The following is a 16,225-nucleotide window of genomic DNA, read 5'->3' as shown; positions in this document are numbered from 1 at the left end:
CGATTCGTATCGGTCGCCGATGTAGTAGGTGCCGTTCGGGGTGGGTGTCGATGCCTTTCCTAGTGAGACCGGGCTACTGCTGACGACCTCGCCATTGATTCGGGTCGTCATTGTCTTGGTGTTGTCGTCGATCGTGGTGATGACCTCGTCGCCGATCGTGAAGTTGCTGTTTGCGTCCTGGGCTCCGTAAAGGCCTTCGCCCATATCGGTGCCGTAGATGTTGACGTCGACGTCGACCTCGGTGCCCGGTGCCCAGAATTCGGCGGGGCGCCAGCGAACCTCCGAGGGCGACACCCAGTAGAAGGCTCCTTCGACGGCGGGGGTCGTGGTGACCTCGATGGCGTCCTGGACGGCCTTACGGTCGCCGACGGCGGACTCGAAACGCACCGCGACCGGCTGCGCGATACCTACCGTGTGGCCCTGACCGGTCACCAGGCTCGCGCTGGTGGTCGAGTTCGGGACCACGGTGCTGAACGAGGACGAGTCTGTAATCGTCTCACCGTCGTCGTTAGTAGCGCTCGCCTCGATCGAGTAATCCCGGTTGTAGCCCAGAGTCTCGGTGGTGCGCCACTGGGAGCGTTCCGCGTTGAACTCGCCTTCGACCTCGCGGCCTTCTTCGTTTGTGACCGTGACATCGTCGAACGCACCGTCTGTCACATCCAAGACGATCGGTTCCCGCGGCGTCGCGGCCACTGTCCCATCTTCGAACGAGGTGTGAATGACGGCCGCAGCGGCGGGGGCTTCTTTCGGTGCAGCGGCCGTCGAGGCGTCCTCGGTGTCCCCGATCGTGCACGCGCTCAGTCCTACTGCGGCCACCAAGGCCACCGCGACCGAGGCAAGCCGTTTCGCCGGTGTGCGCTCTGGTGCGGCTCCGCCTGCGAGCATCGCTTCTTTCCTCACCACTTCTCCCTCGAGTTCGTATGCGTTCTGACCGGTAGTTTCCATTCCGTCTTCGGTCGGCCTTGGTTTGCGCCGCCGACGACGTTTCAGGGAATCGTTAATGTATGAAATGACCGTCCATCAGCAGCGTAGGCAGTGTCCTGGTCCGCGGCGATGATGGCTTCGACATCACCGACAACTGGTCCCTGCTGCCACTCATCGTCGTTGACGTTCTTGCGCCAGGCGGTGCCGTCGGTATCGATCCCCCAGAGGGTGCCGTCTTCGGCTGCAGATATCAGCAGGAGTTCGGGAGCAGCTGGTACTGATGCGAATGTGCGCCCGATGTCGGTGCTGAGTTGTAGGCCTCCTGCGGTTGTGGCCCAGATGCCCTCGTCGGTAATCGCCAATGCTCTCGCGGCTATCTCGATGCCGTCGGTCCAACTGACGCCCGAGTCGGTGGACGTTCGAATTCCGTTGGCGGTGTCGAGTCCGACAAGGGTGTTTCCGTCAGTGGTCAGGGCGTGAAAGTCGACTTCGCCGGAGAGGGATTTCGTCGCCCACGACTGGCCGCCGTCGACACTCTCGATGAGTCCGAGAGGATTGGGGGCGGAGCTTGACGGGCCAGGATGGCCCGAGGCGTAGAGGTTATCCGTCCCGGGCGCGCCTGTGAGCCCCATGAAGTCGTCGTCGGCGTCGCCGACGCGGGTGGTCGCGCCATCGGGGTTGAGGACGAAAAGCCCCGTATGCGTGCCGGCCAGCACCCTGCCCTCAGCATCGAGGTGGAGTCCGTGCACATGGTCAAGCGCGGGTGTTAATGCGGTGCCGACCGTCGATGAGGCGTCCCCGGATTCGGGTGCTGGCGTCTGCTGCGGGCTCGAACACGCGGTCGCGATGAGAGCCGATGCAAGGATGGCTATTGAGGCCCAGGCCCGCTTTCGGTGCGAAAGCATGAATGCGTATCTCGTTTCTGGCAGGGACAAGAAAATGTGTTGATGCCCAGACGGTCTCCGGCGGGGTCGGACTGCCATCGACCCCGCCGGGTATACAAGGCTTCGTTTTCTACATGGGGTCAAGCAACTGCCGCATGGTGTCGATTTCCTGCTGCTGGGTGTCGATGATGGTTTGCGCCAGATCGACAGCCGGCGGGTACGTGCCGTTCTCCACCTGGTCTTCGGCCATGGCCACGGCACCTTCGTGGTGGGCGATCATCTGGTTAAGGAACAACTCGGCAGCCTCAGGGCCGGGAGCGTCGGACAACTGCTGCACGTCCTCATCGGAGAGCATGCCCTCCATCTGCGCCATGTCATGGTCACCGCCCATGTCCATGTCCATGCCTTCGGGCTGCGTCGGCTCGCCCCACTGCTCAAGCCAGTCGGTCAGCTGCGCGATCTCGGGCCCCTGGGCCGCCTTGATCTCCTCGGCCAGCGAGGTGACGTCGGCGGGGACATCATCCTTGGACAAGATGATGTCGCTCATCTCGATGGCTTGCTCATGGTGGGGGATCATCATCTGGGCGAACATCACGTCAGCCTCGGAATGCTGAGCTGATTCCTCTGCCTGCTCGGTGGTCGAACTCCCGCTGGTCGCAGTGGTCTCGACGGCGGTCGTGGTCTCGCTGGCCGTGTCGGTCTCGTCGCTGGTGCAGGCGGACAGCCCCAGCAGGACCGCGGCGGCAGCGGCGGTCATCACAAGCTTCTTTCGATTCATCTGGGTTCCCTTTCTTCTGCGGACTTTCGGGCCCGCGAGTGGATTACCTTGCCGGTCAGGCGAGGTAAGACAGAGTGGTCATCATCCCGGCCTCTTGGTGATAGGCGTTGTGGCAGTGCAACGCCCACTGGCCAGGATTATCGGTGTCGAACTCGATCTCAATAGTGCGCATCGGCCGAATCGTGACGGTATCCTTGCGAAGCCCGCTGTCCGCGAGCGCGAACGTATGTCCGTGCAGGTGCATCGGATGGAACATGTCGGACATGTTCCGCATCCGCATCCGCACCCGCTCCCCACTGTTGACCTCCAGCGGCACCGAATCCGGGTGGACTTGGCTGTTGAGGGTCCACCGGTACGGCGACATCGTCCCGCCCAGGTCAACACTGTGGTACCGATCATGACTTCGGTTAGACAGACGCACTGCCTCGCTGGGGGATAAGTCGGTACCCAATAGCGGACGCCGGTCCACTTCGACTGGTCGGGAATTTGTCGGGAGATCGCCCGCTGCTGTACGTACAAGGGCCTGCGCGTGGCCATCCTTGCCTTCGGGCTGAGCGAACAACGGGAACACGCCGTCGCCGAGCGTGACCATAACATCGAACCGTTCACCCATGCCGATCAGAAGGGAATCGGTGTCCTCGGGAAGCACGGGAAAGCCGTCAGTGTGAGTGACGGTCATCCGGTGCCCGCCAAGCGCTACCCGGAACGCGGTGTCGGCGCCGGCATTGACGAACCGGATGCGCACGCGTTGGCCCCCCGCCGCTCTCCAAACGTAGGGGTCGACAGGGAGTCGACCATTGATCAGAAAGTGCGGGTAGGTGACATCCCCGGCGCTGCCGAGGATGGGGGACATCATCGACCCCTCACCCCCGTGCATGTCCATCATGTCGTGGTCCATCCCCTGCATCCCGGCATCTGCGGTGTCGGCACCGATGCCCAGATCACGGGCGACATCGTCGGAGGTCCGACCGGTCCCGTCGACCCAGTCGTCAAGGACCACGAGCCATTCATGGTCGTAGTCGCCGGGCTCGCCCGGATCATCGATGATCACCACTCCGTACAAGCCCCGATCGAGTTGCAGACCCGAATGTGAGTGGTAGAAGTACGTGCCCGGGTCTGGGGCGGTGAAGTCGTAGGTGAACGTGGTGCCTGGTGCGATCGGGTCCTGCGTCAACCCGGGAACCCCGTCCATGTCGTTGCTCATGGCGATCCCGTGCCAGTGCACGCTGGTCTCCTGGGGCAGCTGGTTGTCCACGGTGATCTGCAGCCGCTCTCCAGCTTGGGCCCGCACCAGTGGGCCTGGCAATTGTTGGTCGTATCCCCACGTTGAGACGACTCGGCCACCCAGATCAACGTCGACCGGACGGGGGGTCAACTGCGCAGATACCACCGTTTGGCCGGGGGAGCGTCGCTCCTGCTCAAGCCGCCTCACGAGATCTGACGAGGCTCCCACGGGACTGCCCGTGGCTGCTCCGGAACCAGAACATGCAGTCAGAGCGCCGGCGCCGGCGAGAAGCGATCCGGCCAAGAAAGACCGGCGGGAGACCAGCACGCGCGGCGCACGTCTTAGCGCACCTGCCCGCCCCGTGGCGTCAGCGTTCATCATGATCGGCGTTTCGCGAAGTCGCGGTCCCTACGTGAGATCCGAAAGAGATACCGGAAGAGACGACCCCAGTAGCAGGAGAGTGAGACCCGCGTAGGTGCCGATGCCCTCCGAAAAGACTGGTCGTCAAGGCCAGAACCATCGCCCAGAAACCGAGTACGAACGCGATCAACAGGACGATGTCGATCCAGTTCATACCGTAAAACCACCCCATCAGACTCAACTCCTTGCCTGTATTAGAAACTCGATTCTGCGGGGCGAAATGCGAGATCTGGGTCATCGTTTCGTCAAGATCCGATCAAGGTTCTTTTCGGACAGACAGACTCGACTCGAGTTAGGAGAGACCATCGGAGCACTGTCAGATCGGCAAAGTGGTGTCTGAGACGGCGAAGTCGCGGAGCCAGTACACGAACTGCGTCCATATGCCGCTGAGCAGCAAGATTCCGACGACAATGAGCATGATGCCGCCGACGATCTGAATCGTTCGCGTGTGTCGTTGCAGCCAGCCCACCGTGCGGATGGCTCTCGTCGAACCGAAGGCCACCACGATAAATGGCAGTCCGAGCCCCAGGCAGTACGCCACGATGAGCAGTACTCCGCGTGCGGCGTCGAGTCCGGTTCCGGCGGCCACCGACAACGCCGCTGCCAGCGTCGGTCCGAGACACGGCGTCCATCCCAGGGCGAAGACGGCGCCAAGTAGCGGCGCGCCCGCCCAGGTGGAAAGCGCTTTCGGCTGCATTCGAGTGTCCCTCTGGAGGGCGGGTATGGCCCCGATGAACACCAGACCCATCAAGATGGTCACCACACCGCCGAGCCGCTGCAGCAATTCTTGCTGGGGGGCGAGGTATTGCACGGTGCCCAGCACCATCGCCGACAGCAGCACGAAGACCACCGTGAATCCAGCAACGAATAGCACCGCGGCGAGGACGACTCGTCGTCGCGATGACACCCGCTGACGCTGCTGTTCAAGAGTGAGCGTGCTGGCTTCGGCGCGGCGTTGCTCGGCGGCCTGCACGGTCACCGCCGGGCGCTCTGCACCCACGATGCTGGCCATATATGCCAGATACCCGGGCACGAGCGGGACTACGCACGGCGAGGCGAACGAGACGAGTCCCGCAAGGACACATGCTCCCAACGCGAGAAGTAGAGGCCCGGAAGCAGCTGTTTGTTGGAACGTCTGGCCAATGGATTGCGCGATCAGCACCGTGTTCATGCAGCGTCGCTTTCAGCAGGCTCGGCCAGCAGTCTCTCGATGACCGGCTCCAACTGGGTGTCGGTGACCTCTGCTAGATATACCGCAGCGACTCGGTGCTGTTTGTCGAGAATCAGTGTCGCTGGCACCACCGAGGTGGGGAAACCATGTAGCGCTGCCACCGCGGCCTGCGATGGGTCCCAAATTGAGGGATAGGTGACCCCGTTGTCCTTGATGAAGTCGACAGGCTTTTGCCGATTCGGGTCGCGCAAGTTGACGCCGAGATTGGTGAACCCTTGCGCCTGGTACTTGTCCTGTAGTCGCTGCAGGTCGTCGGTTTCCGTCCGGCAGGGAGCACACCACTGACCCCACAGGTTGATCAGCACCACCTCGCCAGGAAAGTCTGCGACCGCCACAGTGGCCTCCGGATCTACTACTTCCGGGCCAGACATCGGCGCGATCTTCTGGCGGTCCGCCGGCGGATCATAGAAGATCTCAATCTGGCCGCCCGGGCTGACAAAATCGAACGTCTCACCTGAAGCGACGGCATCAGTGCCGCTAGCGCAGCCAGTAAGTACAAGCGAACTCACCACCACTGCGGCCAGTTGGCATCTTGCCCGTCTGCCCCAGCTACCGGGCTGCGCACCCTTGCCGAACACATTCGTCGTCATCACAGCATCAGCACCACTCTTGCATGCACAGTCACACCGGACGATTGTGCCGCCCCTACCCCATTGGTTCGGTCGGGGTTCGATGAAGGTCTGATCAAGATTCCCAAGAGAAGCTGTGGGCACCGCGAGACCGATGCACAGTGTGCAGCTGACACGAGAACCGGATTCCGAGTGCAAAAAAGGAGACCCCCATGGCGCATGGGCATGGTGGACACGGGCAGGTGCAGGCTCGTGGGTGGGGCATGGCTATCTCGGCTTGGCTGACGGGAATCTACTTCGTCATCGAGTTGGCGATCGGGCTGTGGACCGGCTCGGTTGCGGTGATCTCGGACGCTTTTCACACCTTCTCGGCGGTCGGTGGTGTCCTAGTCGCCATCTTCGCTGCTCGACTCGCCCGCCGCCCCGCAGACGAAAATCGCAGCTTTGGCTGGTACCGCGCCGAGATCGTAGGCGCGCTGGTCAATGGCGGTTTCCTGCTAATCATGGCGATGGTGGTGATCGTGATGGCTGCCATGCGCATGAATGCTCCGGTTGACCTGCCCACGACGCCCATGCTGTGGGCAGCCGCGGGAGGCTTGCTTACCGAAATCGTTGCCCTGAGCCTGATCTGGAAACAAAGCCGCAGCGACATGAACGTTCGTGGCGCGTTGTGGCACATCATCCAGACCTTCGTCGGCAGCCTGCTCATCATCGTCACCGCACTAGTGATCAAGTTCACCGGGTTCTTGCTGATCGATCCGCTGCTCGGTTTGGCGTTCGGCTTCGTGCTTGTATGGGCAAGCTGGAGCATCCTGCGCGACGCCACCCATCTGCTCATGGAGGGCACACCCGACGAGGTCTACCTGTCTGACGTGACTGAAGACCTGGCAGCGATAGATGGGGTGGAAGACGTCCATCATGCCCATGCTTGGGCACTAACCAGTGGACGTTTCGTGTTCTCCGGCCACCTGCGCACCTCCGCAAGCGCCGATCCGCAGATCGTTCTCCAATCCGCCTCCAACTTGCTTCAGGATCGGTACGGCTTCTTCTTTTCTACTGTGCAGGTGGAGACCGACTGTCCCGATGAGTCTGCGGCAGCAGCGATCGACATCACACGTGCGGCGGGTACGAGGAGGGGGCAGGAGTAAGGACCTTGATCCTGCTTGCGTTGATCGCGGTTTAGTCACCCGGGACGATTGCGGGGTGGCTCCGGCCGGCCCGCGTTCGAACCAAAAATCACGTCGGGGTAACGGTCGGGCGATGCCGTAGATGAATAACAAATGGCGTATGAACTGCTGATTTCTGGATTCTCAGGAAACTCTCCGTGACAGGACGATATGCAACTGTTACCTTTTCGGGAGTCTCCAGTGGTCGTCGGTATGAAGCTGCGACCATCGCTTAAGTTGAAGGAATCAATCATGTCGAGCTCCTCCAAGAGCGTTCCGTTCGCCGATCTCATGGACTCGCTTGGTGTGGGCCACCGCATCTCTGCTGGTGGGCGTCATCGCGCCAACCGATCCAGGGGAGTGGGCCGGATCGCCGCCACCACGCTGGCTGGCGCCGCAATCGCCGGTGGCGCGGCGCTTAGTGTCGCCCCTGTGGCCGCTGCCCAATCGTCTGATCCCGAGCACGTCGGACAGATGGTCGAAGAGGCTGCCGCCCGCTATGGCATCGGAGCTGACGCGGTCCGCCAGTATGCAAGTCAGGCCCCCGGGCTGAGCCAGGCGCTCGGATTCGATACTGCTCAGTCGTCGTCTTCGGCGTTTTCGGTCGCCAGCCAAGCTCACAGGCCGACTGATGGAACGATCACCTCTGGCTTCGGCTCGCGGTGGGGCGCTAACCACAATGGCACCGACATCGCTGCGCCGATCGGCACACCCTTGTATGCAGCCAAGTCCGGCACGGTCGTGGCCTCCGGCCCCGCTTCCGGTTATGGGTTATGGATTCGCATCAAGACCGATGACGGCTATCTCTTGGAGTATGGCCACAACAATGCCAACTACGTCACCGAAGGCCAGCAGGTCACCGCCGGCCAGGTGATCGGTGAAGTCGGTAACCGTGGCTACTCGACTGGTCCGCATGTGCACTTCGGCGTACAGAATCCCGCCGGCCAGTGGATCGACTCGGTGTCATGGTTGGCCGCGAACGGCGTCGTCATCTGAGGACGTAGACAACGACCTGCTGCTCGACACTTCCGATCCAGGCCCGGATGCCACAATTCGGCACGCAACACGCTGATCTCGCCGGATCGGAACCATCCCTGCCGACAGTGGCGGGAGGCGGGCACGATTAATGATCGCCGGAGCTGGTGCCGACAGGAGGGCCCCGATGCCGACCGTCTTGCCATCACCGCCTACCGTGAACGGCGTGCAGAGGGTCTTTCGCGTGATGACGCCGGGGTGGTTGATTTCCTTCATCGCCGTCGCACTGTTCGTCTATACGTGCTTCACACTGTTGGCGCCATGGCAGTTAGGCAAGAACGAGGATTTGAAGACGCGCAATTCCCAACTTCTTCACAGCGTCGAAGCCGATCCAGTGCCGTTGACGGAATTGACGGCGCGGGACGCGCCGTTGGACGAATCCGAGTGGCATCGGGTCACAGTAACCGGTCGCTATCTGCCCGAAGACGAAGTGCTCTTGCGGCAGCAAGCTGTCGACGGGGAACAGGTTTACCAAGTTCTCACCGCATTTCGGACCGAGGGCGGCGATGATCTGCTTATTAATCGTGGATGGGTTCGCGTTGGCGAGAACAACACGGTGCCGACCTACCCGGCCGCGGTAGCCGATCCAGTGACCATCACCGCCAGGCTCAGAATGCCCACCGACACCCCGGCCGAACCGATAGTTCTGCACGATCGTCACATGGTGCGCTCCATTGAAACCTCGACGATCGGTCGGGTTCTGGATCTCGATCTTGCTGGCTATCATCTCCAGCTCCCCGGAGGTCAACCAGGATCACTCGAGCCAACTCCGATACCGGAAGTCGAGGCGGGTTCGTACCTGTCCTATGGGCTTCAATGGCTTGCATTCGGAGTTCTAGCGCCAATTGGGCTTGGCTACTTTCTGTGGAGTGAAATCCGGGAGCGGCGCCGCCAACGTAGCCAGGGCAACGACGAGCAAGGCAGCCTAGGCGACGGTGCTGTGGGACCTGGTGACAGGGATATCGATCCTGATGTCGTATCCGGTCATATTGCTGAGGTGGATGCGGCCACGGAGGCAGTGGCCCATGACCGCCTCGTAACGATGACCGTTCGTGATCGCTACGGCACCAGATTTGAGGCTGAACGCCGACGGCGTCTACGTCCGAGAAATAGGCTCGATTACTGAGTCCAATCCTCGAGCTGGCTCTCGCCCTTACCTCGCGGGAGCTCATCAATTTCTCGCCCTCGGCGCCCTGCCCGACATGCTCACGTTGAGCGCCTGCAGCCGGCCCGGCCGACGACGGGTCCGCTCCCGATATCGGCGCGCACTCATGGCCGGGGATCTCAGCCCCGCCGACGGCGGCTAGCAATCCACCCCACCAGCATCGCGAATACTGCGGTGACCGTGATGATGAGTTCAGGAATTGAACGTAATCGGGTGGCAAGTGTGAACTCGGTATTGAGCGGGACCTGTGCGACGAGGGCATCGGCAGTGAACATTTCGGTCTGCTCGAGGACATCGCCATTCGCCGCGATAATCGCGCTGACACCGCTGGTGGCCGCTACCACCACCGTGCGGTTGTGTTCGACAGCGCGCAGCCGCGACATCGCCAGCTGCTGATAGGTCATGTCGGTATCGCCGAAGGTTGCATTGTTCGTTGGTACCGCGATCAACTGCGCCCCCGACCGAACCGACTCGGCCACCAGATCATCGAACGCGACCTCATAACAGGTGGCCACAGCGAGCGGTGTCTCATCGATGGTCACCACACCATCGCCGTTACCGGGCACGAAGTTGCCCGCCTGCGCGGCATAAGGCGAGAGCTTGCTCACGATCGATCGCATTGGCAGATATTCACCAAATGGAACCAGGCGTCTTTTGTCGTGCGCATCGCCAGGTCCTGTTCCTTGCTCCCACACCAGCGCTGTATTTCGGGTGGTACCGGAGCCAGTGGACACCACCGCCCCCACAAGGATCGGAGCGCCGATCGCCTCTGTGGCCGCATCGATCTGTTCTGCAGCGTCGGCATTGCGAAACGGGTCGATGTCTGATGCGTTCTCCGGCCAGATCACCAGATCCGGTGCGGGCTTCACCCCCGCTGCGACCTCGGCGGCGAGAGCGTCGGTACGAGCCACATGATTGTCCAGTACAGCGCGCCGTTGCGCGTTGAAATCCAGACCGAGTCGGGGCACGTTGCCCTGGACTAGGGCAACCGTTTTAGAGGGGGTGGTGATTGGTGCGGTAGAGACGGGTATCGGGCCGAGTGCAGAGGCGGTCACAAGCACCGCCCCGAGTAGCAACACCGAGCGCCAGGCGGAGCGCCGAGCAAGTCCGACGACCACTGCAGCAGTTGCACTGCCCACCAGTGCAACGGACAGGCTCACCCCTGGCGCCCCAGCGATCTGAGCGATCGCCAGCAATGGTCCATCAGTCTGACCGAACGCCAGCCGGCCCCAGGGAAACCCACCGAAGGGCAGGCGCGCTCGAACGGCTTCGGTGGCCACCCAGCAGCACGCGATCCACAGTGCAGCCCCGGGCAGCCGCGCCACCAGTGCGGTGGCCCCAGCGAAGACAGCGACTGCCACGGCCTGTAGCGCCGCTAATGCTAGCCAGGGGACAGCGCCGACATAAACCCCCACCCAGGGCAGTAAAGGTACGAAGAACCCGAGACCAGCCAGGTATCCCAATCCGAATGCGCCGCGCACGCTGATCCCTCGGATCGACAGGACCAAAATGGCAAGACCGGCCGGGGCGAGAAACCACAAGGATAGAGGCGGGAAACTGGTGTACAGCAGTATTCCTGCGCCCAATGACGACACCATTCGACCAAGCGCACGGCCGACGGGGTGACTATTTAGCCACCGCCGGGAAGGCGTTGACTGCGGTTGATTTCGGGTAACCCCGCCCATCCTGAGGTCGACTGCTGGCAGTACCACCGATTGCGGCCCACGGTTCTTCTGTCGTGTTGTCATGTCACGCTTGCGAGGTGCGCTCTCGTCTTCCGCAGAGGTCGCGGGGGGAGCGAATCGAACCCGTTCACGGCCTCGCTGAGTCCACGCGCGCGGCCCCGGAGCGGGGCCCGGCACATGCCTCCGACCGGGACGCACAGAGCGGATCGGAAGCATATCTGCCGGGTCACCCGGCGAGCTGGCCGATCTGGAACTCGGCGAGCCGCGATTGTGGCTGGGACGCTCCACTGTGCTGGTCGGTGAAACTCTCTGTCCCGTCTGTGCCGCACAGCTGCTCGATCCGGTCCGGCCCGCCCGGGTGTTGGTCGACCCACGCGGTGAGGTCGTAGACGATGTTCTCGATCACGGTCCAACACGAGTCGGTCGAATCGTTCTGCTGGACCTCGGCCATCGTGACCTGTTTCTCGGCTCTCTCGCCCGTCTGGAGCTGCTCTGCCTGTTCTGGCGCGCCCGTGTCGTTCCCGGCGCAGCCCACAGCTAGGAGCAGGGCGGCGGTGGAGCCGGAGGCGGTGAGTGTCCTGCGCAGTCTCATTCGATCTCCTCGTATAGTGATCTACCGAAAGTCCAGGCGGCCAGCCACGTACACAGGACCGTGAGCACCAGTGCTACGCCGATGTGGAATGCCAAGGTCGAACTGCCCCCTAAGCTCGCTTGGGCGAACGTGGCCCCGAACAGGACGAGGGCGACGACTGCAGCCCAGCGACCTCGCCGCGTAGCCCACGCGCGCCACCCTAGAACCAGAGCCAGCACGCCGGTGAGGACATGAAGGGCGATGGCGGCCGAGCTGTGGACGTCCAGACTGGTGCCGTCCTGGACCAGCACCCCTGCCGAAGTGAAGAGAAGTCCGAGGGCGCTGACCGTCAACAAGGCCACCGCTCGTGCGAGCAACAACAATCGTCCGGAAATCTGTAAATCTTGTGATCGCGACACTTTCCCTTTCTCGAGCTGCTCGTCCACTTCTTCGTGGTGGGAGGCGGCTGGCGACCCGCCCCACTTGTCCCCCAATGCCGCACGCACTGTCACATCTGGAGATTGTGCTGTGCTGACCTCTTGATTCGGTCGGGGTTTGATGAAGGTCTGATCAAGATCCCGGACGTGACGGTCGCTGACGCGGTGCTGATTTGGTGCGCGGCCAGTTGGGGTGAACCTGGGTGAAGCCTGTCAGGACGTCCAGCTTCCGAAGGCCTTCCCATGTCGCCCACGTAGTCCCTGACACTCGCAACAGGCAGCTTGATGAACGCTGCCAGAGGCTGTGGTCAGAGGGAGACTCTAGGCACGATGCACGCTGGTGGGGGCCGCTCCCGGTCGTTCTTCGACACGGGTGACGAGGCCCCCACTTCTTGCGACGGCGGACTCTGCTCGTCTAAGTTCGAGCAAAAGTCACATCACGAAACCATCACGGTATAGCGGCAGGGGAGACACGGCGACAGTGGAGCGAAGACGTGCACGCCGCAAGGCACACCCTTTAACTGTCGACATCTGGGCGAGTTCTGGTCGCCCTCGAGGTGGCGGTACGCATCGCCAACCCTCCGCCCGGCCCGAGTTACATGATCAGGTCGTCGTCGTCACGGTCGCCGCCGGGGCCATCGTGTCCTCGATAAGTTTTCTAGTGGACCAGCACGCAGAAGCTGGTGGTGAGCACATTCACCTCATCGCGCACGAGGAGTCGATCAGTCCTGCTGGCCAGTCTGGAGACATAGCCCTTCCCCCGGCTGAACTGCCTGGGCCCGTTGCGGTGCAAGGCGACCTCCCGCTGGAGAGCGCTGCCGCCATGGTGTCGTCATTGGCGGCAGGCACCGAAATCGACGCTCGCCGACAAGTTGCCGAGGAGACCGCGCGCCGTCCAACAGCAGCGATGCCGACAGTCGGGACCCTCACGTCTGAGTTCGGCCAACGCTGGGGCTCGCTCCACGGCGGCATCGATATCGCAAACGCGATCGGAACCCCGATCGTGGCGGCCACTGACGGGACCGTCATCGATGCCGGCCCGGCGCAAGGGTTCGGCAATTGGGTCCGACTGCTGTCGGATGAGGGCACGATGACCGTTTATGGACACATGGAAGAGGTTCTCGTGTCCACGGGCCAGCGTATACAGGCTGGACAGACGATTGCCCTCATGGGAAGTCGTGGCTTTTCCACCGGTTCACACTTGCACTTCGAGGTGTGGTTGAACGAGGGACGGGAGCGCGCCGACCCCATCGAGTGGCTCCGGCAAAACGGTATCGCGACCAACTGAGTCAGCCCTTGGAATGAGCCGGGGTCTGCGGTAAGGAGATCGTGAATCGGGCGCCGCGGCCGAGCCCGTCACTGTGAACGCGGATATGGCCTTCGTGGGCTTCGACGAGTGCACGGGTGATGGTGAGTCCGATGCCGCTTCCTCCGTGTGCCCGGTCGCGTGCGGTGTCGACGCGGTAGAAGCGGTCAAAAATGTGGTCGAGGTGCTGCGCTGCGATGCCTTCTCCAGTGTCGGCGATAGTGATCTCCACGTTCCCCTCGTGTAGGCGACTGGTGACGGTGACCATCCCACCTGAATCGGTGTGGCGGAGCGCGTTGTGCAAAAGGTTGGTCAGGACCTGGTTGATTCGATCACTGTCGACAGTGATCGGTATTGCCTGATCAATACGCGCTTGGAGCATCACATTCTTGTGCGAGTACTCGGGGCGCAGGGCTTCGATCGCGGCCGCGATAATGCTGCGAGTGTCGGTACCGATGGGGATGAGACGCGTGAGGTGTTCTTCGGCTCGGGACACTGCGCTGACATCGTGAGCGAGCCGGCCTAGCCGACCAGTCGCGGTACGCAGAATGCGCAGCGTGTCGTCGTCGAGTGCACGGACACCGTCTTCGATCGCCTCAAGGTGGGATTCGAGCGTGGCCAGGGGAGTCCGCAACTCGTGTGCGAGATCTGAAAGCATCCGTCGGCGTGTGGTTTCGGTGGCATCTAGTCGTCGTGCCAGTTCGTTGAAGCTGACGACAAGATCGTCGAATTCACGACCTATTCTCGGCTCGTGCACTCGTGAGTCGTATTGTCCACCGGAGATCTGCTGGACTGATCGGGTGACCGGGGTGATCGATCGTTGAACGCGGCGGGCGATGTAGCCGCTGACAGCCAGCGACAAGATCACCGATACCGCCAGTGCGATCGACCAAGACAGCATCATTGACGAGTTGAATGCCTCCTCCATATGGGCTGCTTCGGAGGAGTTCTGTGACAGTCCGGCCATCTCCAGATGCTCGTGGAAAATCCCGGGGGCAAGTATTGCGGCGACGACCCAGGCACTGACTGCGAAACCGATCATCACAAAAGCGAGCGCCGCCAGTAGCCGGGTACCGAAGGTGGCAGTGGTGAACCACCGCTTGAGGCGCGTCACGTTGTCACCCAGATCGATCCGGCTCACTGACCATCTCCGGTGCGGTAGCCGACACCGCGGACGGTGCGGATGTACGCGCCCCGGGACGCAGTGTCTCCGAGCTTGCGTCTGAGGTGCGCGATGTGGACATCAATCAGGTGCGTGTCGCCGACCCAGTCAGGCCCCCAGATGGCACTGATCAACTGCGTCCGGGACAGCACCAAGCCGGGGTCTCGCGTCAGTGCCGCCAAGAGGTCGAACTCGGTCCTGGTCAACTGAACCGGGGTGGTGTCGACGGTGACCGCGCGGCCTTCGACGTCGATCGCCAGTGCCCCAATCCTTCGCAGCTCTCTGCGTTCGGAGGCCGCGGACGGGGAGCGTAAGGCTGTAGACGATCGAGGACGGCGCAGCATGACTTGGATGCGGGCCATGAGCTCTCGTGGGCTGAACGGTTTGGTCATGTAGTCGTCGGCTCCCACGGACAGTCCGATGAGGGTGTCGACCTCCTCGGTGCGGGCGGTGAGCATGACGACATACGCATCGGAAAAGGTGCGCAACTGGCGGCACACTTCGACGCCGTCCAGTCGCGGAAGGCCGAGGTCTAGCACGACGACGTCGGGATCAATCTGCCGGATCAGGTCGACTGCATCCTGCCCGTCGTGAACGATCGTGATGTCGAAGCCCTCGCGGGTCAGATAGGTACCGATGAGATCGGCGAGCTCACGCTCATCTTCGATGACCATCGCCCGCAGCCCTGTGGTCGCGCGCGTGGTCGGTGACTCACCTTCAGGTCCGGCGTCTCGAGAATCGGATGTGAACATAAGGCCTCAATCATCGTCGTAGGTCTGCCACTGGCGCCTATCGCATGCTTGATCTTGATCAGACCTTCATCAAACCCCCACCGAATCAATGGGGTCGGCGAAGGACAATCTCCAGATGTGACTATGCGTGCTACAGCGGTGCTGATGATGCTATGAAGCCGGTGACGCCCCACCGAAGCTGCCCCTCGTTCCGGTTCGTCGCACCGGGAACGGCAGAGGGGACTCATATCAGTGCCTAGGATGGCTCCGGTCACCGCGTTCCTGCGGAACTCATGGCGCACTCTCACCGCGATGCGCACGGCATTGATTCTGCTATTTCTGCTGGCAGTGGCGGCGATACCGGGGGCACTCCTGCCGCAGCGCAGCCTCAACCAGGGAAACGTCAATCAGTACATCGCGGACAACGGCTGGCTGGGGGAGTTCTTCGACAAGCTCCAGCTGTTCGACGTGTTCTCCAGCTGGTGGTTCACAGCCGTGTACGTGTTGCTGTTTATATCGCTGGTGGGCTGCCTGACACCGCGGTCGATTGATCTGGTCAAACAACTCAAGGCCCGGCCGCCGCTCGCCCCGCGTAACCTTGCGCGCCTGCCGCATCATGCGGCGTACCGGACCACGGCCACGCCGGAGCAGGCCGCGGACCAGGTCCAAAAGAGCCTCAAGGGCTGGCGGGTCCGTCGCAACAACGGGGACGGTCGCGTGTCGGGCAGCATCGAGTTGTCCGCGGAGCGCGGGTATGCGCGCGAGGTGGGCAACATCGTATTCCACTTCGGCTTGCTGTTCCTGCTGATCGCGTTCGCGGCCGGCAAGTTCGTGTACGCGGAGGGCATGCGGGTGATCATCGCCAACGAGGAAGCGCCGGCCTTCTGCAACACCACGCCTAGCCCCGCTGATTCATGGGGCGTGAGGGATTCCGCT

At 62.3% G+C, this 16,225-nt stretch carries 16 protein-coding genes; 5 read left to right on the top strand and 11 right to left on the bottom strand.

Features of this window, described 5'->3' with window-relative positions; genetic code table 11:
• From G6030_RS04485 to G6030_RS04460, 6 genes are all read right to left on the bottom strand, one after another.
• Positions 1-900: L,D-transpeptidase (locus G6030_RS04485; RefSeq protein ID WP_182642330.1), on the bottom strand; the 900-nt coding region annotated here is incomplete at its 3' end.
• An 86-nt stretch (positions 901-986) separates the two neighbouring features.
• A complete protein-coding gene (locus G6030_RS04480) occupies positions 987-1,829 on the bottom strand; it encodes a F510_1955 family glycosylhydrolase (protein ID WP_241724152.1) in 843 nt (280 codons plus the stop codon).
• Between the two features lie 109 nt (positions 1,830-1,938).
• A complete protein-coding gene (locus G6030_RS04475) occupies positions 1,939-2,565 on the bottom strand; it encodes a DUF305 domain-containing protein (protein WP_096907541.1) in 627 nt (208 codons plus the stop codon).
• A gap of 76 nt (positions 2,566-2,641) precedes the next feature.
• Positions 2,642-4,189: a multicopper oxidase family protein gene (locus G6030_RS04470; protein ID WP_182642331.1), complete on the bottom strand. Its 1,548-nt coding sequence runs from the start codon at positions 4,187-4,189 to the stop codon at positions 2,642-2,644.
• A gap of 358 nt (positions 4,190-4,547) precedes the next feature.
• Entirely contained in the window at positions 4,548-5,402 is an 855-nt protein-coding gene (locus G6030_RS04465; protein ID WP_043568439.1) for a cytochrome c biogenesis CcdA family protein, read from the bottom strand.
• Entirely contained in the window at positions 5,399-6,052 is a 654-nt protein-coding gene (locus G6030_RS04460; protein WP_154828163.1) for a TlpA disulfide reductase family protein, read from the bottom strand. Before G6030_RS04460 ends, G6030_RS04465 begins: the two co-directional genes overlap by 4 nt.
• Positions 6,053-6,243: 191 nt before the next feature.
• Between G6030_RS04460 and G6030_RS04455 the strand changes: the two genes are divergently transcribed.
• The 3 genes from G6030_RS04455 to G6030_RS04445 all read left to right on the top strand — a co-directional run bounded on the left by G6030_RS04455 (position 6,244) and on the right by G6030_RS04445 (position 9,358).
• Entirely contained in the window at positions 6,244-7,179 is a 936-nt protein-coding gene (locus G6030_RS04455; protein WP_095719382.1) for a cation diffusion facilitator family transporter, read from the top strand.
• 270 nt (positions 7,180-7,449) lie between these two features.
• Entirely contained in the window at positions 7,450-8,193 is a 744-nt protein-coding gene (locus tag G6030_RS04450) for a M23 family metallopeptidase (RefSeq protein ID WP_081615259.1), read from the top strand.
• A gap of 166 nt (positions 8,194-8,359) precedes the next feature.
• The gene (locus G6030_RS04445; protein WP_187352351.1) at positions 8,360-9,358 is read left to right on the top strand and encodes an SURF1 family cytochrome oxidase biogenesis protein; all 999 of its coding nucleotides are present in this window, start codon (positions 8,360-8,362) and stop codon (positions 9,356-9,358) included.
• Between the two features lie 158 nt (positions 9,359-9,516).
• Here G6030_RS04445 and lnt read toward each other — a convergent pair whose 3' ends face one another.
• The 3 genes from lnt to G6030_RS04430 all read right to left on the bottom strand — a co-directional run bounded on the left by lnt (position 9,517) and on the right by G6030_RS04430 (position 12,099).
• Positions 9,517-10,995 carry an apolipoprotein N-acyltransferase gene (gene lnt / locus G6030_RS04440; RefSeq protein WP_241724151.1) on the bottom strand — a complete coding sequence of 493 codons (1,479 nt, stop codon included), beginning with the start codon at positions 10,993-10,995 and terminating at the stop codon, positions 9,517-9,519.
• 313 nt (positions 10,996-11,308) lie between these two features.
• On the bottom strand, positions 11,309-11,674 hold the full coding sequence (locus tag G6030_RS04435) for a cytochrome b5 domain-containing protein (protein WP_017836387.1): 366 nt from the start codon (positions 11,672-11,674) through the stop codon (positions 11,309-11,311).
• The gene (locus G6030_RS04430) at positions 11,671-12,099 is read right to left on the bottom strand and encodes a hypothetical protein (protein ID WP_244200922.1); all 429 of its coding nucleotides are present in this window, start codon (positions 12,097-12,099) and stop codon (positions 11,671-11,673) included. Before G6030_RS04430 ends, G6030_RS04435 begins: the two co-directional genes overlap by 4 nt.
• Before the next feature lie 652 nt (positions 12,100-12,751).
• Between G6030_RS04430 and G6030_RS16830 the strand changes: the two genes are divergently transcribed.
• Positions 12,752-13,378: a M23 family metallopeptidase gene (locus tag G6030_RS16830; protein ID WP_154828158.1), complete on the top strand. Its 627-nt coding sequence runs from the start codon at positions 12,752-12,754 to the stop codon at positions 13,376-13,378.
• A gap of 1 nt (position 13,379) precedes the next feature.
• Here G6030_RS16830 and G6030_RS04420 read toward each other — a convergent pair whose 3' ends face one another.
• Together G6030_RS04420 and G6030_RS04415 are read right to left on the bottom strand one after the other, a co-directional pair.
• Entirely contained in the window at positions 13,380-14,537 is a 1,158-nt protein-coding gene (locus tag G6030_RS04420) for an ATP-binding protein (RefSeq protein ID WP_119192606.1), read from the bottom strand.
• Positions 14,534-15,232, bottom strand: a complete 699-nt coding sequence (locus G6030_RS04415; protein ID WP_096907180.1) for a response regulator transcription factor — start codon at positions 15,230-15,232, stop codon at positions 14,534-14,536. Before G6030_RS04415 ends, G6030_RS04420 begins: the two co-directional genes overlap by 4 nt.
• A 369-nt stretch (positions 15,233-15,601) precedes the next feature.
• Here G6030_RS04415 and G6030_RS04410 point away from each other — a divergent pair.
• Positions 15,602-16,225, top strand: a 624-nt coding sequence (locus G6030_RS04410) for a cytochrome c biogenesis protein ResB (protein WP_241724150.1), incomplete at its 3' end; no start/stop codon positions are given.

It is taken from the genome of Dietzia sp. E1 (assembly GCF_014145015.1).
Taxonomy (GTDB): domain Bacteria; phylum Actinomycetota; class Actinomycetes; order Mycobacteriales; family Mycobacteriaceae; genus Dietzia; species Dietzia cinnamea_A.
Note: the sequence above shows the minus strand (reverse complement) of the source record. Positions and strands in the feature narration are given on the sequence as shown.